Origin of the sequence: Cellulosimicrobium sp. SL-1, assembly GCF_011033075.1 — a bacterium.
GTDB lineage: Bacteria > Actinomycetota > Actinomycetes > Actinomycetales > Cellulomonadaceae > Cellulosimicrobium > Cellulosimicrobium funkei.
In genome coordinates this window covers 233,374-256,674 of the sequence record NZ_JAACJC010000006.1, presented here as the reverse complement: position 1 = coordinate 256,674, position 23,301 = coordinate 233,374, and the positions used below count along the sequence as shown (strand labels likewise).

The following is a 23,301-nucleotide window of genomic DNA, read 5'->3' as shown; positions in this document are numbered from 1 at the left end:
GCGCGCTCGCCGGCACCGCCGTCCTGGCCGGGCGCTAGCGCGCGGCGCCCCCACGAGGGACCCCGCCGCTCTGCGGCGGGGTCTCCCCCGCGGCGGGCGCCTCGTCGGTCACGGTCTCCGTGGCGTCCTCCGTGACGTCCTCCGTGGACGACGCCGCGGTCCCGGGCTCCTCGCCGTCCGCCGGCTCGCTCCGTGCGTGCAGCGCACGGGTGCGCAGCAGGCTCGCGACGGTCGTGACCGCGAGCGCCCCGACGATCACCACGAGCGAGAGCCAGATGGGGACCGTCGGCACCGCCTCGAGGTGCTCGCCGCCGTTGATGAACGGCAGGGTGTTCTCGTGCAGCGCCTCGAGGATGAGCTTGACGCCGATGAACCCGAGGATGACGGCCAGGCCGATCGGCAGGTAGACCAGCCGCTCGAGCAGACCGCCCAGCAGGAAGTAGAGCTGGCGCAGCCCCATGAGGGCGAAGACGTTCGTCGTGAAGACGATGAACGGGTCCTGCGTGAGCCCGAAGATGGCCGGGATGGAGTCGAACGCGAACAGCAGGTCGGTGCTGCCGATCGCGAGGAACACGACGACGAGCGGCGTGAACACCCGCTTGCCGTCCTCGACCGTGCGCAGCCGGCCGCCGTCGTACCGGGTGCCGAGCGGCAGGACCCGGCGCAGCGCCCGGACGGCGCGGTTCTCGTGGTACTCCTCGGGCTCGTCGCCGCCCGCCACGAGCTTGATCGCCGTGTACACGAGGAACGCGCCGAACAGGTAGAACACCCAGACGAACTGCGAGATGATCGCCGCGCCCGCCAGGATGAACCCTCCCCGCAGGACGAGCGCGACGATGATCCCGACCATGAGGACGCGCTGCTGCTGCTCCCGCGGGACCGCGAAGCGCGCCATGATGATGACGAACACGAACAGGTTGTCCACCGAGAGGCTGTACTCGGTGAGCCACCCGGCGTAGAACTCCCCGGCCGGTGCCGCGCCCCCCACCGCTCCGACGACCGCCCCGAAGACGAGCGCGAGCGCGACGTAGAACCCGACCCACAGCGCGCTCTCGCGCATGGACGGGACGTGCGGCCGGCGCCCGACGACGAACAGGTCGACGAGGAGCAGGACGGCGAGCGCCGACAGCGACGCCCACTCGAACCAGACGGGAAGTTCGTGAACCATCGGTGGCTAGCCCTCCGAGATCTCGGCCTCGCGTCGGCGGTCGGCGCGGTCCTTGGCGAGGCTCGCGACCGTGGTGATCGTGAGCACGACGACGATGAACCCGAGGGACAGGGCGGTCGGGATCTCCGGGATGACGGTGATGTGCTCACCGCCGTTGATGAACGGCACCTCGTTCTTGTGCAGCGCGTGGATGAGCAGCTTCACGCCGATGAAGCCGAGGATCGCGGCGAGGCCGTAGGCGAGGTAGACGAGGCGGTCCAGCAGGCCGTCGATGAGGAAGTAGAGCTGGCGCAGGCCGAGCAGCGAGAACGCGTTGGCCGCGAACACGAGGTACGTCTCCTGCGTGAGGCCGAAGATCGCGGGGATCGAGTCGACGGCGAACAGCAGGTCGGCGCTGCCGATCGCGATCATCACGATGAGCATCGGGGTGATGAAGCGCTTCCCGTCGATCTTGGTCGTCATCTTGTCCTCGACGTACGTCTCCGTCGTCGGGAACAGGCGGCGGGTCAGCTTGAGCGCGCCGTTCTCGTGGAACTCCTCGTCGTGACCGGAGCCCGCCTTCACCTGCGTCCACGCGGTGTACAGCAGGAACGCGCCGAAGACGTAGAAGATCCAGCTGAAGTTCTCGATGAGCGCGGCGCCCAGGAGGATGAAGATCGTCCTCAGGACGAGCGCGATCGTGATGCCGATCAGCAGGACCTTCTGCTGGTACAGCCGCGGGACGCGGAAGCTCGTCATGATGAGCACGAAGACGAAGAGGTTGTCGACCGACAGGCTCTTCTCGGTGATGTAGCCGGCGAAGTACTCGCCGCCGTACGTCGAGCCCCAGACGGCCCAGACGATGCCTCCGAACAGCACCGCGACGGCGACGTAGCCCGCGGACCACCAGCTGGCCTCGCGCAGGCTCGGGGCGTGCGGCGTGCGCACGTGGCCGACGTAGTCGACGGCGAGCATCGCGAGGATCACGCCGATGGTGACGAGCCAGGCCCAGACGGGGACGTCCATGCAGAAACCTCCGGTACGTAGCACTGAGTACCGAAGGTCTCTTCCGCCACGCACCGCCACGCGCGCGCGTCCGAGACGCGGGCTGGTGGTTGCGGGACCGGTGACACCGGGCCGACGACTGCGCCGACCGTGATGACGACATCACCGTGTGGGAATACTCCCCCTCGCTGAGGAGCCAGCATAGGCCATCGCTCCTGCACGCGTGACAACACCACGCCACCGTGGACTGTTCCGCGGGCGCGCCCGCGGCGACGCCCGGCCGGTCCCCCCCAGGACCGGTCAGGCCGTCGCGGCGTGCATCTGGCGCAGCTCCTTCTTGAGCCCCGAGATCTCGTCGCGCAGCCGGGCCGCGAGCTCGAACTGGAGCTCGCCCGCGGCCGCGTGCATCTGGTCGCTCAGCTCCTGGATGAGCTCCGCGAGGTCGCTCGCCGCGGCGCCCGCGAGCCGGTTGCCCGACGACGCGCCCTCCTTCGGCCCGCCCGGTACCGGGGCCTTGCCCTTGGCACCCTTGCCCGGCTGGCGGTAGCCGCCGGCCAGGAGCTCGGCGGTGTCCACGTCCTCGCGCGCGAGCATGTCGGTCACGTCGGAGATGCGCTTGCGCAGCGGCGTCGGGTCGACGCCGTGCTCGGTGTTGTACGCGATCTGCTTCTCGCGGCGACGCTCGGTCTCCTCGATCGCCGCGGCCATCGCCGGCGTGATCCGGTCCGCGTACATGTGCACCTGGCCGGACACGTTGCGGGCCGCGCGACCGATCGTCTGGATGAGCGACTTGGGCGAGCGCAGGAAGCCCTCCTTGTCGGCGTCGAGGATCGCGACGAGCGAGACCTCGGGCAGGTCGAGGCCCTCGCGCAGCAGGTTGATGCCGACGAGGACGTCGTACTCGCCGAGGCGCAGCTCGCGCAGCAGCTCGACGCGGCGCAGCGTGTCGACCTCGGAGTGGAGGTAGCGGACCCGGACGTCCTTCTCGAGCAGGTAGTCCGTGAGGTCCTCGGCCATCTTCTTGGTGAGCGTCGTGACCAGCACGCGCTCGTCACGGTCGACCCGCTCGCGGATCTCGTGCAGGAGGTCGTCGATCTGGCCGGTGGTCGGCTTGACGATCACCTCGGGGTCGACGAGGCCCGTGGGGCGGATGATCTGCTCGACCACGCCGTCCGCCATCGAGAGCTCGTAGTCGCCCGGCGTGGCCGACAGGTACACGGTCTGGCCGATGCGCTCGACGAACTCCTCCCACCGCAGCGGGCGGTTGTCCATCGCGCTCGGCAGGCGGAACCCGTGGTCCACCAGGCTGCGCTTGCGCGACATGTCCCCCTCGAACATCGCGCCGATCTGCGGCACGGTCACGTGCGACTCGTCGATGACGAGGAGGAAGTCCTCCGGGAAGTAGTCGAGCAGGGTGTTCGGGGGCGACCCCGCCTCGCGGCCGTCGATGTGCCGGGAGTAGTTCTCGATCCCGGAGCACGTGCCGATCTGGCGCATCATCTCGATGTCGTAGGTGGTGCGCATGCGCAGCCGCTGCGCCTCGAGCAGCTTGTTCTGCCGCTCGAGCTCGTCGAGCCGCTCCGTGAGCTCGGCCTCGATCGAGGAGATCGCGCGCTCCATGCGCTCCGGGCCGGCGACGTAGTGCGTCGCGGGGAACACGTGGATGCTCGGCTCGGAGCGGATGACCTCCCCCGTGAGGGGGTGCAGCGTCTGGATGCTCTCGATCTCGTCGCCGAAGAACTCGATACGGACCGCGAGCTCCTCGTAGACCGGGATGATCTCGACCGTGTCGCCGCGCACGCGGAACGTGCCGCGCGTGAACGCCATGTCGTTGCGCGTGTACTGCATCGTGACGAACTGCCGCAGCAGGTCGTCACGCTCCACCTGCATCCCGACGTCGAGGCGCACCATCCGGTCGACGTACTCCTGCGGAGTGCCCAGGCCGTAGATGCACGACACGGACGCCACGACGACGACGTCCCGGCGCGTCAGGAGCGAGCTCGTCGCGGAGTGGCGCAGCCGCTCCACCTCGTCGTTGATGGACGAGTCCTTCTCGATGTAGGTGTCCGTCTGCGCGATGTACGCCTCGGGCTGGTAGTAGTCGTAGTACGAGACGAAGTACTCGACCGCGTTGTTCGGCAGCAGCTCGCGGAACTCCGTGGCGAGCTGCGCGGCGAGCGTCTTGTTGGGAGCCATGACGAGCGTCGGGCGCTGCAGCTCCTCGATCAGCCAGGCCGTCGTGGCGGACTTTCCCGTACCGGTGGCGCCGAGCAGCACGACGTCCTTCTCGCCCGCGCGGACGCGCTGCGAGAGGTCCGCGATGGCCGTGGGCTGGTCACCCGACGGCTGGTACTCGGAGATGACCTCGAACGGAGCGGTGGCGCGCTGGAGATCGGTCACGGGACGCATGTGACCACGGTACGTCCAGCCACCCACATCGTTCGCGGGAGCGCCTCGACGGGCTGCGCACCGTATACACCCGACTTCACCCGCGCGCAATTTGGAAGGCGTGGTGCCGAACCCCTAGGGTTCCCTCGACCTGCCCGCTCCCCGACGCCCGTGGAGCTCCGGCGACCGGCCGGCCACGGGCGTGGAGGCCCGCGCGCAGCTCTCGTCAGCACGGCCAACGACCCCTCGACCTGGAGCCCTCATGCGCCTGCACCCCGCGCGCCCCCGCGGAATCCCCCTGATCGCCCTCACCACCCTGGCCCTGACGGCCGGCCTCGTCGCGCCCGCGAGCGCGACGCCCGCCGTCGGCGCCGACGACGTCTGCTCCGCGGACGCCACGACCCGCCCCGTCGGCGTCTACGAGCTCACCGCGGTGGAGGACGCGGGCGTCGGCATCTGGGCGGGCGGCGGGCTCACCGTCGCGACCGCGACGGAGCTCGAGGGCCGCGTCGTGGTCGGCGGGGACGCCGACCTCGCGGGGGCCGGCTCCCTCAACGTCGGGACCGCGGGCGGCGGCGGGTCCGCGATCACCCCCGCGGGCGGGACCGACATGCTCGTCGTCGGCGGTGACCTCGCCACCGCGCGGAACACGCAGGTCGGGTTCCACGCGTCGCGCGGCGGCAACGTCGTGGTGGGCGGCGCGATCACCGGCTCGGCGCCGAGCACCGAGAGCGCGAACGCGCTCGGCACGCACGGGTCCGTGCGCCAGGGCGTCGGCCGAGACGCGGCGCTCGCGCCCTACGACGAGCTCCCCGCGCTCGTCGCCGGCATCGCCGCCGACGCCACCGACGGCGCCGAGCAGGTCGCCCCCGAGAACGGCGTCCTGACCGTCGAGGCTGGCGCGCGGTACGCGCTCACGGCAGAGGGTGCCGCATCGCTCCGCGAGCTGCACGTCACGGGCACCGGGCCGGTGCTGCTCAGCGTCAGCGGGTCCACGGTGCGCATCCCGTCCCTCGCGTACGTCGCGTACGACGGCGTGCGCCTCTACCAGGCGACGCAGTACCTGTCGTCCCACTTCCTCTGGGCATTCCCGGACGCGACGCAGGTCGCGCTCGGCACGAACGACCAGTTCCCCGGCACGATCGTCGTCCCGCGTGCCGACGCGACGCTCACGGTGTCCACGTCGACGAACGGGCGCGTCCTCGCGAACGGCGCGGTCGCGTACACCGGCGGGGCCGGCATCGAGCACCACAACTACCCGTTCGCGGGCCCGTGCGAGCCGGTCCCGGTCGCCGCGGAGCCGGAGCCGGAGCAGACTCCCGAGACTCCGACCCCGGGTGGCACCGAGACGACGACGCCTTCGACGACCACCCAGACGCCCGGCGCCGAGGTGTCCGGCGAGCCCGCCGCGGAGAGCACGCCCGCTCCGGAGGCGACGCCCGTGGCGAGCACGGACCCGATGCCGTCGGCGTCCCCCAGCAGCGAGCCGACGCCGGGGGGCGGGCTGGCCTCGACCGGTTCCTCGGTCGTCGTGCTCGCCGTGGTGGCGGCGCTCCTGCTCGCCGGGGGCGCGGCCCTGCTCGTGGTCGTCGCCCGTCGCCGCGCGGCGGGCTGACGGTCCGCGGCGCCCGGGGGCCGGCAGGGCGACCTGCCTGCCCCCGGGCGCCCGCTCAGCTCTCGGTGCCCGCGGCGACCCGCGGCTCGGGGGCGCCGAGGAGCGCCTGCCGCACGACGGCCGCGACGGCGGTCACCTGGCCCTCGACGGGCACCGCGCCGGCGTCGGGCACGTGCACGAAGCCCGCACGGCGGCCCGGCACGGAGCCCCAGTGGTGCATGAGGGCGTAGAACACGTCGTTGCACACGTAGGTGCCGGCCGTCCCGGAGACCTCCACGGGGACGCCGGCCTCCCGGACGGCGACGAGCGACGCCTTGAGCGGGAGCGTGGACCAGTGCCCGACGGGCGCCCCCGGCACGACGGGCACGTCGACCGGCTGCGCCCCGGCGTTGTCGGGGATCCGGGCGTCGCGCACGTTGACGGCCACGCGCTCGAGGCGCACGCGCCCGGCGCCGCCCGCGAGCCCCAGCGCCACGACGACCTCCGGGTCGTGCTCCCGGACGACGGCGTCGAGCACGGGCCACGCCCCGGCGAACGTCACGGGGAGCCGGACGGCGACCACGCGGTCCCCCACGAGCTCCTCACCGCGCTCGGCGAGGAGCTGGGCGGTCTCCCACGACGGGTTCGTCGCGTCGCCGCCGAAGGGCTCGAAGCCGCTCACCACGACCGTCACGCCTCGCGCTCCTCGAGCTCCGCGAGCACCTCCGCGTCGACCTCCGCGCGCACGCGCGCCCAGAGCGCGTCGACCTGCGCGCGCAGCGCGTCGGGCTCGCCCGAGCCGTCGAGAGTGACGTCCGCGGCCGCGAGGCGCGCCGCGTCGTCGGCCTGGGCGGCGAGCCGCGCGCGCGCCTCGTCCTCGCTCAGCCCGCGCGAGGTCACGAGGCGGTCCACCCGGACGTCCTCGGGCGTGTGCACGACCACGACGCAGTGGAACCGCGCCGGGTCGCCCGTCTCGACGAGGAGCGGGATGTCGTGCACGACGACGGCCCGCGGGTCGGCCGCACCGGCCGCGGCCTCGCGCTCGGCGGCGAGCCGGCGCACCTCGGGGTGCACGATCGCGTTGAGCCGCTCACGCGCGGCGTCGTCCCCGAACACCACGCGTCCGAGCGCGGGCCGGTCGAGCGCGCCGTCCTCACCGAGAACCTCGGGCCCGAAGGCCTCGACCACCTCGTCGAGGCCGACGGTGCCGGGCGCGACGGCGTCGCGCGCGAGGGCGTCGTAGTCGACGACCACCGCGCCCAGCTCGGCGAAGCGGGCGAGCGCGACGGACTTCCCCGCCGCTATTCCTCCGGTCAGGCCGATGCGAAACATGCGTCCCATCCTGCCAGCCGGCGCACCGCCCCGCGTCGGGAGGTGAGGTGGCCCCACGTGCGGCCACCGCTCAGCGGGAGGAACCCGCCCGCGGGGAGCCTTCGGCCGCTTCGCCGTCGTCGGGCCGCTCGCCCGCGACCGCGCGCAGCAGCCGGAGCAGCTCGGCGCGCTCGTGCGCGTCCAGGCGGGCCAGCAGGGTGCCCGCGCTCGACGACCTCTCCGCCCCGACCTGCTCGACGACCTCGCGCCCGCGCGGCGTCAGCTCGACGAGCGTGGCCCGACGGTCCTGCGGGTCGGGTGTGCGGCGCACGAGACCGGCCTGCTCGGCGTCGTCCACCTTCGAGGTGACCGAGCGCGGCGCGACGTCGAGCGCCGACGCCACCGCGCCGAGCCGGCACGGGCCGTCGCAGCGGGAGAGGAAGCGCAGCATCCGGAACTGGCCGGGCGTCGTGCCCGCGGGCTCGAGCCGCTCGCTCGCCTCGCGGCGCACGCTGCGCAGCGCGGCGTGCAGGAGCGCGAGGAACTCCCCCGCCTCGTCGGTGGAGGTGGCTCGGCCGCCCGGGGCTGCGCCCGGCGTGGCAGGCTGGCTCGCGTCGGTCGTCACGAGGCCGAGCGTACCGGGACCGGGCCCACTTGTGGTATCGGCTCATTGTGAGTTAGACTCACTATCGTTGTCGCGCGAGCGATCCTCGGACCGCGCCCGCCGGACGGCCACCGCCGCCGCGGACGACGCGCCCCTCCCCCACCCAGGAGGCCCCATGTCCTTCCCCTCATCCCTTCCCGGCGCCGGCGGCGGGCGCGGCATGCGCTCCTTCCGCCAGGACGCCTCCGTCACCTCCCGACGGCTGCACCGCGGCACGATCCGCCGGGTGCTCACGTTCGCCCGGCCCTACCGGCGCCAGCTCGCCGCGTTCCTCGTGCTCATCTCCGTCGACGCCGCCGCCGGTGCGGTCACCCCACTCCTCTTCCAGCGCATCATCGACGACGGCATCACCGCCGGCGACGTCGGCCTCGTCGTCGCGCTCTCGGCGGTCGCCGCCGGCCTCGCCGTGCTCTCCGGCGCGCTCGGCGTCGCGCAGCGCTGGTTCTCCTCCCGCATCGGCGAGGGGCTCATCGTCGACCTGCGCACCGCCGTCTTCGACCACGTCCAACGCATGCCGCTCGCCTTCTTCAGCCGGACGCGCACCGGTGCGCTCGTCCAGCGGCTCAACGGCGACGTCCTCGGCGCCCAGCAGGCGTTCACGTCGACCCTGTCGAACGTGTTCTCCAACCTGCTCACCGTCGTGTTCGTGCTCGCCGCGATGCTCTCGATGTCGTGGCAGCTCACGCTCCTCGCGCTCACCCTCCTGCCCGCGTTCGTCCTGCCCGCCCGCTGGGTCGGCAAGCGCCTCGCCGCGATCACGCGGGAGAGCTACGAGCTCAACGCCGAGGCGGCGCAGACGATGAACGAGCGCTTCAACGTGGCGGGCGCCCACCTCGTCAAGGTGTTCGGCGACCCGGACCGCGAGTCGTCGCGGTTCGCCGCCCAGGCGCGCCGCGTCCGCGACATCGGGGTCCGCCAGGCCATGTACGGGACCGTGTTCCGCGTCGGGCTCACGGTCGTCGCGTCCGTCGCCGTCGCGATCGTCTACGGACTCGGTGGCGTCATGGCCATCTCGGGCTCGCTGACCGTCGGCACGGTCGTCGCGCTCACCGCCTACCTGGGCCGTCTCTACGGCCCGCTGACGGCGATGTCGAACGTCCAGGTCGACGTCATGACGGCCCTCGTCAGCTTCGAGCGCGTGCTCGAGGTGCTCGACCTCGAGCCCACCGTCACGGACGCCCCCGACGCCGACGACCTCGCCGCGGACGTGGCGCGCGAGGGCGCGAGCCTCGAGCTCGACGGCGTGACCTTCCGCTACCCGAGCGCGGCCGAGGTCTCCCTCGCCTCGCTCGAGTCCGTGGCCGTCGAGGGCACCGACCCGACCACCGACACCCTCCACGACGTCTCGTTCTCCGTGCCCGCGGGCGCGATGGTCGCGCTCGTCGGGTCGTCCGGCGCGGGCAAGACCACCGTGTCGCAGCTCGTGACGCGCATGTACGACCCGAGCGCCGGGCACGTCCGGATCGCCGGTCGCGACCTGCGCGACGTCACGCAGGAGAGCCTGCACGACGCGGTCGGCGTGGTCACGCAGGAGGCGCACCTGTTCCACGACTCGATCGCGGAGAACCTGCGGTACGCCAAGCCCGACGCGACCGACGCCGAGCTCGAGTCCGCGCTGCGGCGCGCGCACGTGTGGGACGTCGTCGCCGCCCTGCCGTCCGGCATGGGCACCGTCGTGGGCGACCGCGGCTACCGGATGTCCGGCGGCGAGCGGCAGCGCCTCGCGATCGCCCGGGTGTTCCTCAAGGCCCCTCAGCTCGTGGTCCTCGACGAGGCGACGGCGCACCTCGACTCGGACTCCGAGGCGGCGGTCCAGGCCGCGCTCGCCGAGGCGCTGCGTGGGCGGACCTCGCTCGTCATCGCGCACCGCCTCTCCACCGTGCGCGAGGCCGACCTCATCGTCGTGCTCGACGCCGGCCACGTCGTCGAGACGGGGACGCACACCGAGCTCCTGGCACGTGGCGGGCGCTACGCCACGCTCTACCGGACGCAGTTCGCCGACTCGCCCGCGTCGTCGGGCACCGACCCGGCCACTGCCCCGGCCCCCGAGCCGGCGACCGCCTGACGGCCCGACCGCCGAGCAGGCCGTCCCGGGCGGTCGACCAGGCGGTCCCGGCTCGTCCGGTGCCGCTGACGGACCAGGACCACCTGGTCGGCGCCGAGAGTGCCCGGGCACGTTCCGGGCATGGCGAAGGCCCGCCACCCCGAGGGGTGGCGGGCCTTCGTCTGCTCAGCGTGGCGTCCCGCGCGGGGCCGCCGGCCGGGTCAGTTGCCCGTGAGCTTCTCGCGGAGCGCGGCGAGCGCCTCGTCCGACGCGAGCGTGCCCGTCGCCTCGGCGGCCGGGGCCGACGAGTAGGACGTGCTGGAGGACGACGAGCTCGAGGAGCTCGTGGTCTCGCCCGACGCGGCGTCGTAGTCGGCCTTGACGGCCTCGGCGACCTGCTTGCGGTGCGCCTCCCAGCGCTCGTGCGCCTTGGCGTACTCCGCCTCCCACGCCTCGCGCTGCGCCTCGAAGCCCTCGAGCCACTCGTTGGTCTCCGGGTCGAAGCCCTCGGGGTACTTGTAGTTCCCCTGCTCGTCGTACTCGGCGGCCATGCCGTAGAGCGCGGGGTCGAAGTCGTCCGACTCCGGGTCCACGCCCTCGTTGGCCTGCTTGAGCGACAGCGAGATGCGGCGGCGCTCGAGGTCGATGTCGATGACCTTGACGAAGACCTCGTCACCGACGTTGACGACCTGCTCCGGCAGCTCGACGTGGCGCACGGCCAGCTCCGAGATGTGCACGAGGCCCTCGATGCCGTCCTCGACGCGCACGAACGCACCGAACGGGACGAGCTTGGTGACCTTGCCCGGGACGACCTGACCGATCGCGTGGGTCCGGGCGAACGTCTGCCACGGGTCCTCCTGCGTCGCCTTCAGCGACAGCGAGACGCGCTCGCGGTCGAAGTCGACGTCCAGGACCTCGACCGTGACCTCCTGGCCGACCTCGACGACCTCGGACGGGTGGTCGATGTGCTTCCAGGACAGCTCGGAGACGTGCACGAGGCCGTCGACGCCGCCGAGGTCCACGAACGCACCGAAGTTGACGATCGAGGAGACGACACCGGGGCGCACCTGGCCCTTCTGCAGGGTCTGCAGGAAGGTGGAGCGGACCTCGGACTGCGTCTGCTCGAGCCAGGCACGGCGCGAGAGGACGACGTTGTTGCGGTTCTTGTCGAGCTCGATGATCTTCGCCTCGATCTCCTTGCCGACGTACGGCTGGAGGTCGCGGACGCGACGCATCTCCACCAGGGAGGCCGGGAGGAAGCCACGCAGGCCGATGTCGAGGATGAGACCACCCTTGACGACCTCGATGACGGTGCCGGTGACGACGCCGTCCTCCTCCTTGATCTTCTCGATCGTGCCCCAGGCGCGCTCGTACTGGGCGCGCTTCTTGGACAGGATCAGACGGCCTTCCTTGTCCTCCTTCTGGAGGACGAGGGCCTCGACCGCGTCGCCGACGTTGACGACCTCACCGGGGTCCACGTCGTGCTTGATGGACAGCTCGCGGGAGGGGATGACGCCCTCGGTCTTGTAGCCGATGTCGAGGAGGACCTCGTCGCGGTCCACCTTGACGATCGTGCCTTCGACGATGTCGCCGTCGTTGAAGTACTTGATGGTCGCGTCAACGGCGGCGAGGAAGTCCTCCTCGGTGCCGATGTCGTTGACGGCAACCTGGGGTGCGGACTTCGCGGGGGTAGAGATGGTCATTGAGTTCGATGCTCCGATGCGGACAGGTGTAGTCGAGCGGGTAGGGTTTTCGGCGCGTCTCCAGCCGACGCCCCTGGACGCTCCGGCGTCGTGGTCGACGTCGTGGCTCGGGATGCAGGCAGGCGCAGCGCACCGCCGTCCACCTTATCCGGGTGTCACCCCGGCGGTCAACGCGTCTCGCGCGGCCCGCCGGGGCGTCCCGGCTACCGGTTCCGCGTCACGCGAGCACGCGGGCGACCCGCAGCAGCTCCTCCGGGACCCGCTTCGGCCGGCCCGCGACCTCCGCGAGCGGCACGAGCTCGACCCGCTCGCCCCGCAGCGCCGTCATGACGCCCGACGTCCCCGCGCTCACGGCGTCCACGGCCGCGACGCCGAAGCGGCTGCCGAGGATCCGGTCGGTCGGCGTGGGCTCGCCCCCGCGCTGCACGTGGCCGAGGACCGTGAGCCGGGTGTCGAACCCGGTGCGCTCCGCGATCTCGGCGCTCACCCGCTCCCCGATCGAGCCGGCGACGATCTCCCCGAACCGGCCGAGCTGCTGCGTGAACTCCATCGACGACCCCTCGCGCGGCACGGCGCCCTCGGCCACGACGACGATCGAGAAGTTCGCGTGCGCGCGGTGCCGGTGGCGGAGGAACTTCACGACCTGGTCGATGTCGAACGGCTGCTCCGGCGCGAGCACGACCTCGGCGCCGCCGGCGATGCCCGCGTTGACCGCGATCCAGCCGGCGTGGCGGCCCATGACCTCGACCACCATGACGCGGTTGTGGCTCTCCGCAGTCGTGTGCACGCGGTCGAGCGCCTCCGTCGCGATGTTCACGGCGGTGTGGAACCCGATCGACAGGTCCGTGCCCTCGACGTCGTTGTCGATCGTCTTGGGGATGGCGACGATCTTCACGCCAGCCTCCGCGACGCGGCTCGCCGCGTGCAGCGTGCCGTCGCCGCCGATGCAGATCAGGGCGTCGAGGTGCTCGGCCTCGACCGTCGCGAGCACGGCGTCCATGCTGCCGTCCTCCTCGCGCGGGTGGAACCGCGCGGTGCCGAGCAGCGTGCCGCCCACGGGCAGGACGTTCCGGATGTCCTGGCGACCGAGCGGGTGCACGTCGCCGTCGACGACGCCGCGCCAGCCGTTGCGGAAGCCGATGATGGTGTGCCCGTACTCCCCCGTCCCCTGCTTGACCACGGCCCGGATCGCCGCGTTCAGCCCGGGGCAGTCGCCCCCGCCGGTGAGAAGTCCGATGCGCACCTGTTCCTCCGTCTCGTCGTCGCGTCGCGCGGCCTCGCGCGCATGCCGGGCGTCGACGGAGGTGCCGACCTCCGCGGCACCGCGTCGCCCTCAACCCTAGCCACCCCCGCGCGACGGGTCACCGCCCGTCCCGGTCCGCGGGCACGCCGACGACCAAGGTCCCGACCGGACGGGCCGTGCGGCGGGCGCCTCGCGCGCGGTCACCGGCCCCGCTCCTGGCCCCTGGCGACGGCGGCGCGACGAGGGGCGAGGCGAGGCGAGGGTGGGCACCGGCGATGGGCGCCGTCGTCGTCGAGGTGCCGGGGCGGCGATGGCGCGCCGACCGGGAGAATGGGCGCATGAGCACGTCCTCCTCGCCCGAGCCGCCCGCCGTCGCTCCCTCCGGGGCGATCCCCGGCGCGGCCCCCGGTCCGACCGCCGACGCCGGCTACCGCGACGTGCCCGCGACCGAGGGCGGCCGCGCCGGCCGCGGGTGGTGGGACGCCAACGCGCAGGAGTACCTCCACGAGCACGGGACCTTCCTCGGCGCGGCGGACTTCTGCTGGTGCCCGGAGGGCCTGCGCGAGCGGGACGCGCGTCTGCTCGGCGACGTCGCGGGACGCCGGGTGCTCGAGGTCGGCGCGGGCGCGGCACAGTGCTCGCGCTGGCTCGAGACGCAGGGAGCGGAGGTCGTCGCGACGGACGTGTCCGGCGGCATGCTCGCCGCGGGGGCGGCGCTGGACCGGGCGACGGGCGTGCGCGTCCCGGCCGTCCAGGCCGACGCGCGCCGGCTCCCGTTCGCCGACGCCACGTTCGACGTCGCGTTCACCTCGTTCGGCGCGATCCCGTTCGTGCCCGACGCGGCGGCCGTCCACCGCGAGGTCGCACGCGTGCTGCGGCCCGGCGGCACGTGGACGTTCTCGGTGACGCACCCAATGCGGTGGGCGTTCCCCGACGACCCGAGCGAGCGCGGGCTGACCGCGAACCGGTCCTACTTCGACCGCCGGCCCTACGTCGAGACCGACGCCGCCGGCCGTGTCGTCTACGCCGAGTACCACCGCACCCTGGGCGACCACGTGCGCGAGGTGGTCGCCGCCGGGCTGGAGCTGCGCGACGTCGTCGAGCCCGAGTGGCCCGCCGACAACACCGAGGTGTGGGGCGGCTGGGGACCGGTGCGTGGCGCCTACCTGCCCGGGACGGCGATCTTCCGCACGCGCCTCCCGGGCTGACGCGCCCGGGTCAGTGACCCGCCTCGTGCCACGTGGCACCGACGCCGACCGAGACGTCGAGCGGCACGTCGAGGTCCGCCGCCGCGCCCATCTGCGTGCGCAGCACCTCCTCGACGGCGTCGCGCTCGCCGTGGGCGACCTCGACCACGAGCTCGTCGTGCACCTGGAGGAGCAGCCGTGAGCGCAGCCCGCGCTCGTCGAGCGCCCGCTGCACGTTGAGCATCGCGACCTTGATGATGTCGGCCGCGCTGCCCTGGATCGGCGCGTTGAGGGCCATGCGCTCCGCCATCTGGCGGCGCTGCCGGTTGTCGCTCGTGAGGTCGGGCAGGTACCGGCGGCGCCCGAGGATGGTCGCCGTGTAGCCCGTGGCCCGCGCCTCGTCGACGACGCCCGTGAGGTAGTCGCGCACGCCGCCGAAGCGCTCGAAGTAGTCGTCCATGAGCTTCTGGGCCTCGCCCACCTCGATGGTGAGCTGCTGCGAGAGCCCGAACGCCGACAACCCGTACGCGAGGCCGTACGACATCGCCTTGATCTTCGAGCGCATCGCGGGCGTGACCTCGGCCGCCGGGACCTCGAACACGCGCGACCCGACGTAGGAGTGCAGGTCCTCCCCGGACCGGAACGCCTCGATGAGACCCTCGTCGCCCGAGAGGTGCGCCATGATGCGCATCTCGATCTGGCTGTAGTCGGCCGTCATGAGCGTCTCGTAGCCCTCGCCGACGACGAACGCGCGCCGGATGCGCCGGCCCGCCTCGGTGCGGATCGGGATGTTCTGGAGGTTCGGGTCGGTCGAGCTGAGCCGGCCCGTCGCCGCGATCGTCTGCTGGAACGTCGTGTGGATGCGGCCGTCGTCGGCGACGGACTTCAGCAGCCCCTCGACCGTCTGGCGCAGCCGCGACGCGTCGCGGTGGGCGAGCAGGTGCTCGAGGAACGGGTGCTGCGTCTTGACGAAGAGGTCCGCGAGCGCCGACGCGTCGGTCGTGTAGCCCGTCTTGATCTTCTTCGTCTTGGGCATCCCGAGCTGGTCGAACAGCACCTCCTGGAGCTGCTTCGGGGAGCCCAGGTTCACCTCGCGCCCGATGACGGCGTAGGCCTCCGACGCGGCGGTCGCGACGAGGTCGCCGAAGTGCTGCTCGAGCTCGCGCAGGTACGTGACGTCCGCCGCGATGCCGCGCTGCTCCATGCGCGCGAGCACCTGGGACAGCGGCAGCTCGAGGTCGGCGAGGAGCGTCGTGGCCCCCCGGTCCTCGAGCTCGCCCGCGAGGACCTCGCCGAGCTGGGCGACGGCGAGCGCGCGCACCGCGTCGCGCTCCTGCTCGCCGCTGCCGTCGAGCGAGAGGTCGAGCGCGCCCTGCGCGTCGTTGCCCGCCTCCGTGTCCGGGCGGAGCTCGCGGTGCAGGTGCCGCACGACGAGGTCGCCCAGGTCGTAGCCCCGCTGGTCGGGGTGGCACAGGTACGCGGCGAGCTCGGTGTCGAACGTGACGCCCGCGAGGTCGTAGCCGCGCGCCGCGAGCTCGTGCCAGGCCGACTTCGCGCCGTGCACGACCTTGGGCCGCTCCGGGTCGGCGAGCCACGCGGCGAGCGCCTCGTCGTCGGCGCCCGCGATGTCGGCGAGCTCGAGCGCGACGGCCGCCCCGGCGTCGTCGGACACCGCGAGGCCCCACGCGTCCCCGCCGCCCGGCACGGCCTTGCCGGCCACCTCGACGCCCAGCGGGCGCGTGCCGTGCTCGGCCAGCCAGGCGCCCAGGCCCCCCGGCAGGACGTCGGCGAGCGCGACGTCGAACCCCGCCTCGGCCTCGACCTCGCCCTCGGGGGCGATCGCGAAGAGCCGGTCGCGCAGGGCGCGGAACTCCAGGGCGTCGAGCACGCGGTGGGCGGCCTCGCGGTCCCAGGGACGGGTCGCGAGGTCGTCGGGGCCGACCGGCAGCTCGAGGTCGCGCAGGAGCGCGTTGAGCTGCCGGTTGAGGCGGACCTGGTCGAGGTGCGCCCGCAGGTTCTCCCCCGCCTTGCCCTTGATCTCGTCCGCGTGGTCCAGCAGGCCGTCGAGGTCGCCGTACGCCGTGATCCACTTGGCGGCCGTCTTGGGGCCGACGCCGGGGATGCCCGGCAGGTTGTCGGACGTCTCGCCGACGAGGGCGGCGAGGTCCGGGTAGCGCTCGGGCGGCACGCCGTACTTCTCGACGACGGCGGCGCTGTCCATGCGCGCGAGCTCCGAGACGCCCTTCTTCGGGTAGAGCACCGTGACGTCCGGGCCGACGAGCTGGAACGAGTCTCGGTCCCCCGAGCAGACGAGCACCTCCATCCCGGCGGCGGCGCCCTGCGTCGCGAGGGTCGCGAAGATGTCGTCGGCCTCGTAGCCCTCGCGCTCGAGCGTCGGGATGTGCAGCGTCTCCAGGATCTCCTTGATGAGCGGCACCTGGCCCCGGAACGGCTCGGGGGTGGACTCCCGCGTGCCCTTGTAGCTGGGCAGGATCTCGGTGCGGAAGGACTGGCGCCCGGCGTCGAACGCGACGGCGACGTGCGTGGGCTCCTCGTCCCGCAGGAGGTTGATGAGCATCGAGGTGAACCCGTAGACCGCGTTCGTGTGCTGCCCCGTGGTCGTCGAGAAGTTCTCCGCCGGGAGCGCGAAGAACGCGCGGTAGGCCATGGAGTGTCCGTCGATGAGCAGGAGGCGAGGTCGCGCGGAGGTCGTCACGGGTGCCAACCTATCGCCCATGACCCACACGCACGGTTCCGACCAGAACGCCGCCCGGACCGGGACGCCGTCCCCCGCCACGCCGTCGACACCCGACGCCCCGCGCCACGCCTACGAGGCGATGGGCCTGCGCACCGAGGGGACGCTCATCGAGCGCATGGGCATCGAGCTGGGCGAGGTGGGGGCCGACCGTGTCACCGCACGCATGCCCGTGGCGGGCAACACGCAGCCCGCGGGGCTGCTGCACGGGGGCGCGTCCGTCGTCCTCGCCGAGACGCTGGGGTCCATCGCCGCGCAGCTGCACGGCGGGCCCGGCCGCGCGGCCGTGGGCATCGAGGTGAACGCGACGCACCACCGGGGGGTGCGCGACGGCTGGGTGCACGGCGAGGCGGTCGCGGTGCACCGCGGGCGCACGACGGCGAGCTACGAGATCGTCGTGTCCGACGACGAGGGGCGCCGCGTGTGCACGGCGCGCCTCACGTGCATGATCCTCGCGCAGGGCTGACCGGGGCGACGCCGGCCGCAGGGCGCGAGAGCCCGGCTCAGCCGGGCAGGGTCTCGCGCGTGTCGGCCGGCGTCACCACGCCCGCGCGGCTGTTGTACTCGGCCTGGAACTCGCGCAGGTCGACCGGCCCCGACATCGTCTCGGTGCGGGCGCGCCGACGGCGCGCGATGAGGTCCTCGAGGGAGCGCGTGCCCCGGCGGGCCGGGGTGAGGTCGGCCGCGAGCCGGCGCTGCAGGACCGCCGTCGAGACGACGCGGTGCCCGGCCACCGGGCCGAAGCCCAGTCGCGCGAGGAAGCGCTGCACGCCTCGGGAACCGGGGATGGGCACGGAGTAGACGTGCGTCGCGCCGGACGACGCGGCGAGCTCGGCCGTCGCGCTGAGGAGCGCGTGACCCACGCCGCGGCGCCGGGCGTCCTCCCCCACGTACACCGCCTCGACGTACAGGCTCGGCTCGTCCGCGAACAGGTGCGGGTCGAGCACGCGGGCCAGGACGAACCCGACGGGGCGGCCGTCGTGCAGGGCGACGAGCACGTTGCCGCCGGGCAGGGTGAGCAGCACCGACAGGTGCCGGACCAGGCGGTCCTCGTCGGGCGCGCAGATCTGCGCCCCGGACGCCGACTCGCGGCGTGCCTCCGAGCACAGCACAGCGATCCCCGGCAGGTCGTCACCGACCGCGGGCCTGACCTCCACTGCTGGGCGCACTGCGCTCCTCCTCGTTCGCACCGTGGGACCGGCGGCGGCACCGAGGGACGTGGGGCGTGAGAAGGTCCACGTCGCTCGGACAGCACCGTCGGCCGTCGACATGAGCACTACGTGGCGACCGTGTTCACCGCCCCGGAACTGCTGGACGCCAGTCCAAGACGATAGCCCGCCCGGAGCCCCGTGACAAAGGTCCTGATCAGGACCCCCGCGCGGCGCGCCGGGCGTGGCGGGCGGCTCAGGCGCCGCCGACCTGCTCGATGACGGCGTCCGCGACCTCGCGCATCGTGAGGCGGCGGTCCATCGACGTCTTCTGGATCCAGCGGAACGACTCCGGCTCCGACAGGCCCATCTTCGTCATGAGCAGGCCCTTCGCACGGTCGACGCGCTTGCGCGTCTCGAAGCGCTCCGCGAGGTCGGCCACCTCGGACTCGAGGGCCGAGATCTGCGAGTAGCGCGAGATCGCGATCTCGACCGCAGGCAGCAGGTCAGCCGGGGTGAACGGCTTGACGACGTACGCCATGGCGCCGGCGTCGCGCGCCCGCTCGACGAGCTCCGCCTGCGAGAACGCCGTCAGCAGGACGACCGGGGCGGCGTGCGCCTTGCCGATCTGCTCCGCCGCGGAGATGCCGTCGAGCTCGGGCATCTTCACGTCCATGACCACGACGTCGGGCTTGAGCTCGAGCGCCAGCTTCACCGCCGTCGCACCGTCGCCGGCCTCGCCGACGACGTCGAACCCGGCGTCCCGCAGCGTCTCGACGACGTCGAGACGGATCAGGGCCTCGTCCTCCGCGACGACGGCGCGGCGCGCGGCGCGACCCGACGGGGCGGGGGTGGCGGCGGGCTCGGGCTCGATCATCGGGGGCAGGTCGAGCGGCTGCTTGTCCTCGGGCTGCGCTGTCTGGTCACTCACGGGACTCATCGTAGTGCGCCGCACCGGGTGCCGCCCCCGCGTTTCACCCTCCGAGGAGTGTGATTCTCGTGAAGGCGCGCGCGTGTGGTTCGATGGTGCCCGCGCGGCGGAACCCGGCTGGACACCTCCGCGCGCGGCCCCGGTAGCCCAACCGGCAGAGGCGTTCGGCTCAAACCCGATCCAGTGTGGGTTCGAATCCCACCCGGGGCACCCCTCATCTCGGCAGGCGTACGGTGCTCGACGTCACGGCTCGTCGCGGTCGAGGAACTCCCGCGTCGTCGCGACGAAGGACTCGACGCTCGAGTACGGCAGCCCGTGCGGAGCCCCCGGGACCGTGACGAGCCGCCCGTCGGGCAGCGCGTCGACGAGGCGGCGGGCCCACGTCCCCGAGACGAGCGGGTCGCGGTCCCCGACGACCACGAGGACGGGCTGCGTGATGCTCTGCACCAGGTGGCTGACCTCGGCGCGGCGCGCCTGCTTCAGGGCCCGCACCGCCGCGACCGGACCGGCACGCAGGTAGTCCACGACGGCGATCGGCAGCAGCGACCACCTCTCGCGCGGGCCGTCGAGGAGCAGGCGCCACGCGCTCTGCCACCACCGGGGGTGCTCCGGGTCCCGGGAGGGGCCGACGAGCACGACCCGCCGGACCAGGTCGGGCCGCTCCGCGGCGAGATGGCTGACGATCTGGCAGCCCAACGAGTGCCCGACGACGTCCGCGCCCGTCATGCCGAGCCCGTCCATCCAGCGGGCCACGACGTCCGCCATCTCGGCCATCGACGGCAGGTGCGGCGGTCGGCCGCTGCGCCCGACGCCCGGCAGGTCCAGGGCGGCGGTGCGGCGGTCCGTCCCGAGCCGGCGGACGCCCGGCTCCAGGTACCGCGTCGACAGCGCGAGCCCGTGCACGAGGACCACGTCGGCGGGTACGGCCCGACCCTCCGGGCGGTCTGCCCGGTGCGGCTCCGCGACGACGGAGTACACCCGCACCCCGTCGATCAGGTCGTAGCGCTCCTGGAGGGCCGGAAGGACCGTGCCCCCCGAGGAGCGCCCGCGCCGGTGCGCTCGGGGCACGACGGACCTCGCTCTCCCACCGTCGACCGGTGGCTGGATGGTCAGCACCGAGCGGTCGCCGAGCGCTGGGCCCAGGGTAGAGGGCGAGGACGAGCGGCGCCGCGGGACTCGGGACGGGGCGGACGGGCGACGGGCCCCGCGCACGGACCGACGCCGTCTAGAGCTCGGGCCGCGCCCTGTCCAGCACGACCGCCTCGCGCGCGGCCTCCCGGGCGGCGGCGCTCGCGTCGCGCGCCGCCTGCCGGGCGATCGCCTCGTCGCCGAGGAGAGCGGCGGCGTGCGCGACGGTCGCGGACCTCAGCGCGTCCTGCGCGCTGCGCTCGGCGGCCTCCGCCACCTGATGGACCTGCTCGCAGACGCCGGCGGCCGCCTCCGCGGTCTCGCGCGCGTCGCGGCGCGCGACGAGCGCACGAAAGGTCGCCTCGCGCGCGGCGGCCGCCGCGCCGTCGGCGTCGGGGTCGCTCGCCGCCGCGTAGAGGTCCTGGTCGACGTCCTCGATCTGGTCGCTGGTCACCCACGCGAGGGTAGGGCCGACCCGCCGTGCTCGCTCGAGCGAGGCGCGCGCCCGTCGGTCACCGCCACTCCCCCGACGCGACGCCCGGCGCGCCCGCAGCCGCCGTCGAACGCGACCCCGCCGGGCCGTACCGCGCGACCGCCGACCGGAAGAAATCCCCCGCCACCGAACGCGCCGTCAGGGACCCGGCTCCCGCCACCGTCGCGGCCGCCGAGGCGGCGGCGAGCTCATCGTCGACGAACCGGCGGAGCACGGCCGGGACCGGGCCCGCGCCCATCTCGCGCGAGACCGCCTTGAGCGCGACGAGCCCGGACGCCTCCTGCACCACCGCGCTCGGTGCCTCGCCCTCGTCGAGCAGCGTCGCGAGGCGCATGGGCGGGACGGCGTCCGGCCGCACGCGCAGCCAGCGCAGCGTCGCGGCCGGGCGCAGGACGTAGAAGAGCTTCTTGAGCGGCACGTCGTCCGCGGTCCACCAGCGCTCCCGCTGGCCCAGCGCGACGTGCAGGTAGTGGCGCCGCACGGCGGCGCGGCCGACGACCCGCTCGGCGAGCGCGAGCAGGTCCGCGCGGAACGCGGGGTCGCCGCGGTAGACGATCGGCGAGCGCAGCCACTCCAGCAGCGTCGCGTTCCCGCGCACGAGCAGCCGCACGGCCTTGACGAGGTCCCACCCGTTGACGTCCAGCACCGCGTCGAGCGGCGTCTCGACGACGTCGCGCCGCGGCCAGGGGTCGAGGTAGTCGGCCTCCGGGCGCACGTACACGAAGCGGCAGTCGTAGTCCGAGTCCGGCGACGGGAACCCCCACGCCCGGCTGCCGCTCTCCACCGCGAGCGGGACCGCGACGCCCTCGTCGCGCACGACGGCGTCCAGCCGCGCGTCGACCCGACGCACGACCGTGGGGTCCAGGGACGCAGGCACGGCTCGCATCCCGCGAGGGTAGGGGCGCGCCGGGGGCCGTGTCGCGGGCTTTCCCGAGCGCGCAGGACGACCGACGGCGGCGCCCCCGCGCAGGGGGCGCCGCCGTCGGGCAGCACGAGCGCCCGTGGCGGGCGCGCGGCGTCAGCTCCGGTGCGAGCTCCGGACGTCAGTTCCGGGTGTCGGAGTGGTCGCCGATCTTGTGCACGAGGATCGAGTTCGTCGTGCCCGGCTGGCCAACGGGGGCGCCGGAGACGACGACCACGAGGTCGCCGACCTCGGCGAGGCCGTTGGCCTGCAGGGTCGTGTCGACCTGGCCGACCATCGCGTCGGTGTTCTCCACCTCGGGCACCTGGTACGTCTGCGTGCCCCACGTGAGCGACAGGACGTTGCGCACGTGCTCGCGCGGCGTGAACGCGAGCAGCGGGATGGACGAGCGCAGGCGCGACATGCGGCGCGCCGAGTCGCCCGACTGCGTGAACGTCGCGAGGTACTTCGCACCGAGGATCTCGCCGATCTCGGCCGCCGCGCGCGTGATGGCGCCACCGCGGGTGTGCGGCGTCGAGCCGAGCGGCGCGATGCGCTCGCGGCCCGCCTCCTCCGTCGCCTCGATGATCCGGGCCATCGTCTGGACCGTGAGGATCGGGTACTCGCCCACGCTCGTCTCGCCCGAGAGCATGACCGCGTCGGCGCCGTCGAGGACGGCGTTGGCGCAGTCGGACGCCTCGGCGCGCGTCGGGCGCGGCGAGTTCGTCATGGACTCGAGCACCTGCGTGGCGACGATGACGGGCTTCGCGTTGCGACGCGCGAGCTCGACGATGCGCTTCTGGACGAGCGGCACCTGCTCCAGCGGGAGCTCGACCGCGAGGTCGCCGCGGGCGACCATGACGCCGTCGAACGCGTCGACGATCTCGGCGAGGTTGTCGACGGCCTGCGGCTTCTCGATCTTGGCGACGACGGGGACCGTGCGGCCCTCCTCGTCCATGATCCGCTTGACGTCCTCGAAGTCCTTCGCGGACCGCACGAACGACAGCGCGATGATGTCCGCGCCGAGCTTGAGGGCCCAGCGCAGGTCGTCCTGGTCCTTCTCGGAGAGCGCCGGCACGGAGACCGCGACACCCGGGAGGTTCAGGCCCTTGTTGTTCGACACCGGGCCGGCGACCTCGACGCGCGTGACGACGCGCGGGCCCTCGACGGCGGTGACGCGGACGAGCACCTTGCCGTCGTCGATGAGGATCGGGTCGCCGACGCGGGCGTCGCCCGGCAGGCCCTTGTGCGTCGTGGAGACGAGCTCCTTGGTGCCGACGACGTCCTCGGTCGTGATCGTGAAGGTGTCGCCCTCCTCGAGCCAGTGCTTCTCGTCGCCCGCGAAGCGGCCCAGACGGATCTTCGGCCCCTGGAGGTCGACGAGGACCGCCACGGAGCGGCCCGACTCGGCGGCGGCCTCGCGCACGCCGTGGTAGACGGCCGCGTGCTCCTCGGCGCTGCCGTGGCTGCGGTTGATCCGCGCCACGTCCATGCCCGCGTCGACGAGCGCGCGGAGCTGCTCCTTCGACTCGGTCGCGGGTCCGATGGTGCAGACGATCTTTGCTCTGCGCATATCTCCAGCCTCTAGTCTTCCGACCGGCCAGGAGCCGGTCGTCGCGGGGTGCCCCTCCCTAGGATGCCCCGCTCATCGTCCCGGCG

General features: G+C 73.3%; 19 protein-coding genes and 1 tRNA gene. 5 read left to right on the top strand and 15 right to left on the bottom strand.

All coding sequences use genetic code 11. From position 1 onward, the window contains the following. Nucleotides 1-34 precede the first annotated feature (34 nt). The 3 genes from GWJ10_RS11435 to uvrB form a co-directional block, all read right to left on the bottom strand. Entirely contained in the window at nucleotides 35-1,168 is a 1,134-nt protein-coding gene (locus tag GWJ10_RS11435) for a TerC family protein (protein ID WP_082774456.1), read from the bottom strand. A 6-nt stretch (nucleotides 1,169-1,174) separates the two neighbouring features. After that, entirely contained in the window at nucleotides 1,175-2,173 is a 999-nt protein-coding gene (locus GWJ10_RS11430) for a TerC family protein (RefSeq protein ID WP_034655130.1), read from the bottom strand. Nucleotides 2,174-2,452: 279 nt separating this feature from the next. Next, on the bottom strand, nucleotides 2,453-4,561 hold the full coding sequence (gene uvrB, locus GWJ10_RS11425; protein ID WP_031315536.1) for an excinuclease ABC subunit UvrB: 2,109 nt from the start codon (nucleotides 4,559-4,561) through the stop codon (nucleotides 2,453-2,455). Nucleotides 4,562-4,802: 241 nt separating this feature from the next. Between uvrB and GWJ10_RS11420 the strand changes: the two genes are divergently transcribed. After that, nucleotides 4,803-6,155, top strand: coding sequence for a choice-of-anchor A family protein (locus GWJ10_RS11420; protein ID WP_163187521.1), 1,353 nt, complete (start codon nucleotides 4,803-4,805; stop codon nucleotides 6,153-6,155). 55 nt (nucleotides 6,156-6,210) lie between these two features. On the opposite strand, the gene GWJ10_RS11415 is transcribed toward GWJ10_RS11420, so the two are convergent. The 3 genes from GWJ10_RS11415 to GWJ10_RS11405 all read right to left on the bottom strand — a co-directional run bounded on the left by GWJ10_RS11415 (nucleotide 6,211) and on the right by GWJ10_RS11405 (nucleotide 8,070). Then, nucleotides 6,211-6,828, bottom strand: coding sequence for a pyroglutamyl-peptidase I (locus GWJ10_RS11415; protein WP_163187519.1), 618 nt, complete (start codon nucleotides 6,826-6,828; stop codon nucleotides 6,211-6,213). Beyond that, on the bottom strand, nucleotides 6,825-7,466 hold the full coding sequence (coaE, locus tag GWJ10_RS11410) for a dephospho-CoA kinase (protein WP_076404788.1): 642 nt from the start codon (nucleotides 7,464-7,466) through the stop codon (nucleotides 6,825-6,827). The genes GWJ10_RS11415 and coaE overlap by 4 nt, the downstream gene beginning before the upstream one ends. A 70-nt stretch (nucleotides 7,467-7,536) precedes the next feature. Beyond that, complete coding sequence (locus GWJ10_RS11405) at nucleotides 7,537-8,070, bottom strand: MarR family transcriptional regulator (RefSeq protein ID WP_061267755.1); 534 nt, start codon at nucleotides 8,068-8,070, stop codon at nucleotides 7,537-7,539. Between the two features lie 154 nt (nucleotides 8,071-8,224). Here GWJ10_RS11405 and GWJ10_RS11400 point away from each other — a divergent pair, with 154 nt between their 5' ends. Continuing rightward, nucleotides 8,225-10,174 (top strand): ABC transporter ATP-binding protein, encoded by a 1,950-nt coding sequence (locus GWJ10_RS11400; protein WP_163187517.1) that lies wholly within the window; start codon nucleotides 8,225-8,227, stop codon nucleotides 10,172-10,174. Nucleotides 10,175-10,374: 200 nt separating this feature from the next. Here GWJ10_RS11400 and rpsA read toward each other — a convergent pair whose 3' ends face one another. Together rpsA and GWJ10_RS11390 are read right to left on the bottom strand one after the other, a co-directional pair. Then, the gene (rpsA, locus tag GWJ10_RS11395; RefSeq protein WP_021483115.1) at nucleotides 10,375-11,856 is read right to left on the bottom strand and encodes a 30S ribosomal protein S1; all 1,482 of its coding nucleotides are present in this window, start codon (nucleotides 11,854-11,856) and stop codon (nucleotides 10,375-10,377) included. A gap of 217 nt (nucleotides 11,857-12,073) precedes the next feature. After that, nucleotides 12,074-13,099: an ATP-dependent 6-phosphofructokinase gene (locus GWJ10_RS11390; protein ID WP_034651013.1), complete on the bottom strand. Its 1,026-nt coding sequence runs from the start codon at nucleotides 13,097-13,099 to the stop codon at nucleotides 12,074-12,076. Nucleotides 13,100-13,437: 338 nt separating this feature from the next. On the opposite strand from GWJ10_RS11390, the gene GWJ10_RS11385 reads away from it, so the two are divergent. Next, nucleotides 13,438-14,307 carry a class I SAM-dependent methyltransferase gene (locus GWJ10_RS11385; RefSeq protein ID WP_163187515.1) on the top strand — a complete coding sequence of 290 codons (870 nt, stop codon included), beginning with the start codon at nucleotides 13,438-13,440 and terminating at the stop codon, nucleotides 14,305-14,307. Between the two features lie 10 nt (nucleotides 14,308-14,317). Here the strand turns inward: GWJ10_RS11385 and polA are convergent, their stop codons facing one another. Continuing rightward, nucleotides 14,318-17,023, bottom strand: a complete 2,706-nt coding sequence (gene polA, locus GWJ10_RS11380) for a DNA polymerase I (protein WP_163187514.1) — start codon at nucleotides 17,021-17,023, stop codon at nucleotides 14,318-14,320. Nucleotides 17,024-17,123: 100 nt separating this feature from the next. Between polA and GWJ10_RS11375 the strand changes: the two genes are divergently transcribed. Beyond that, on the top strand, nucleotides 17,124-17,507 hold the full coding sequence (locus GWJ10_RS11375) for a hotdog fold thioesterase (protein WP_043651213.1): 384 nt from the start codon (nucleotides 17,124-17,126) through the stop codon (nucleotides 17,505-17,507). Between the two features lie 37 nt (nucleotides 17,508-17,544). Here GWJ10_RS11375 and GWJ10_RS11370 read toward each other — a convergent pair whose 3' ends face one another. Both GWJ10_RS11370 and GWJ10_RS11365 read right to left on the bottom strand, forming a co-directional pair. Next, nucleotides 17,545-18,210 carry a GNAT family N-acetyltransferase gene (locus tag GWJ10_RS11370; protein WP_021482502.1) on the bottom strand — a complete coding sequence of 222 codons (666 nt, stop codon included), beginning with the start codon at nucleotides 18,208-18,210 and terminating at the stop codon, nucleotides 17,545-17,547. A gap of 235 nt (nucleotides 18,211-18,445) precedes the next feature. After that, complete coding sequence (locus GWJ10_RS11365; RefSeq protein ID WP_044144409.1) at nucleotides 18,446-19,066, bottom strand: response regulator; 621 nt, start codon at nucleotides 19,064-19,066, stop codon at nucleotides 18,446-18,448. Nucleotides 19,067-19,256: 190 nt separating this feature from the next. On the opposite strand from GWJ10_RS11365, the gene GWJ10_RS11360 reads away from it, so the two are divergent. Next, a tRNA-Leu gene (locus tag GWJ10_RS11360) sits at nucleotides 19,257-19,330 on the top strand. 33 nt (nucleotides 19,331-19,363) lie between these two features. Here the strand turns inward: GWJ10_RS11360 and GWJ10_RS11355 are convergent. From GWJ10_RS11355 to pyk, 4 genes are all read right to left on the bottom strand, one after another. Further along, entirely contained in the window at nucleotides 19,364-20,188 is an 825-nt protein-coding gene (locus GWJ10_RS11355; protein WP_061267750.1) for an alpha/beta fold hydrolase, read from the bottom strand. A 157-nt stretch (nucleotides 20,189-20,345) separates the two neighbouring features. Continuing rightward, the gene (locus GWJ10_RS11350) at nucleotides 20,346-20,702 is read right to left on the bottom strand and encodes a hypothetical protein (RefSeq protein ID WP_163187510.1); all 357 of its coding nucleotides are present in this window, start codon (nucleotides 20,700-20,702) and stop codon (nucleotides 20,346-20,348) included. Between the two features lie 58 nt (nucleotides 20,703-20,760). Next, nucleotides 20,761-21,627: a nucleotidyltransferase domain-containing protein gene (locus tag GWJ10_RS11345; protein ID WP_061267748.1), complete on the bottom strand. Its 867-nt coding sequence runs from the start codon at nucleotides 21,625-21,627 to the stop codon at nucleotides 20,761-20,763. Nucleotides 21,628-21,784: 157 nt separating this feature from the next. Continuing rightward, nucleotides 21,785-23,215, bottom strand: a complete 1,431-nt coding sequence (pyk, locus tag GWJ10_RS11340) for a pyruvate kinase (protein ID WP_061267747.1) — start codon at nucleotides 23,213-23,215, stop codon at nucleotides 21,785-21,787. Nucleotides 23,216-23,301 lie beyond the last annotated feature (86 nt).

What these genes read in the sequence shown, in the direction of transcription:
- GWJ10_RS11435 (WP_082774456.1), bottom strand. Translation starts at nt 1,168, where the DNA reads ATGGTTCACGAACTTCCCGTCTGGTTCGAGTGGGCGTCGCTGTCGGCG.
- GWJ10_RS11430 (WP_034655130.1), bottom strand. Translation starts at nt 2,173, where the DNA reads ATGGACGTCCCCGTCTGGGCCTGGCTCGTCACCATCGGCGTGATCCTC.
- uvrB (WP_031315536.1), bottom strand. Translation starts at nt 4,561, where the DNA reads ATGCGTCCCGTGACCGATCTCCAGCGCGCCACCGCTCCGTTCGAGGTC.
- GWJ10_RS11420 (WP_163187521.1), top strand. Translation starts at nt 4,803, where the DNA reads ATGCGCCTGCACCCCGCGCGCCCCCGCGGAATCCCCCTGATCGCCCTC.
- coaE (WP_076404788.1), bottom strand. Translation starts at nt 7,466, where the DNA reads ATGTTTCGCATCGGCCTGACCGGAGGAATAGCGGCGGGGAAGTCCGTC.
- GWJ10_RS11400 (WP_163187517.1), top strand. Translation starts at nt 8,225, where the DNA reads ATGTCCTTCCCCTCATCCCTTCCCGGCGCCGGCGGCGGGCGCGGCATG.
- rpsA (WP_021483115.1), bottom strand. Translation starts at nt 11,856, where the DNA reads ATGACCATCTCTACCCCCGCGAAGTCCGCACCCCAGGTTGCCGTCAAC.
- GWJ10_RS11385 (WP_163187515.1), top strand. Translation starts at nt 13,438, where the DNA reads ATGAGCACGTCCTCCTCGCCCGAGCCGCCCGCCGTCGCTCCCTCCGGG.
- polA (WP_163187514.1), bottom strand. Translation starts at nt 17,023, where the DNA reads ATGGGCGATAGGTTGGCACCCGTGACGACCTCCGCGCGACCTCGCCTC.
- GWJ10_RS11375 (WP_043651213.1), top strand. Translation starts at nt 17,124, where the DNA reads ATGGGCCTGCGCACCGAGGGGACGCTCATCGAGCGCATGGGCATCGAG.
- GWJ10_RS11365 (WP_044144409.1), bottom strand. Translation starts at nt 19,066, where the DNA reads ATGATCGAGCCCGAGCCCGCCGCCACCCCCGCCCCGTCGGGTCGCGCC.
- GWJ10_RS11345 (WP_061267748.1), bottom strand. Translation starts at nt 21,627, where the DNA reads ATGCGAGCCGTGCCTGCGTCCCTGGACCCCACGGTCGTGCGTCGGGTC.
- pyk (WP_061267747.1), bottom strand. Translation starts at nt 23,215, where the DNA reads ATGCGCAGAGCAAAGATCGTCTGCACCATCGGACCCGCGACCGAGTCG.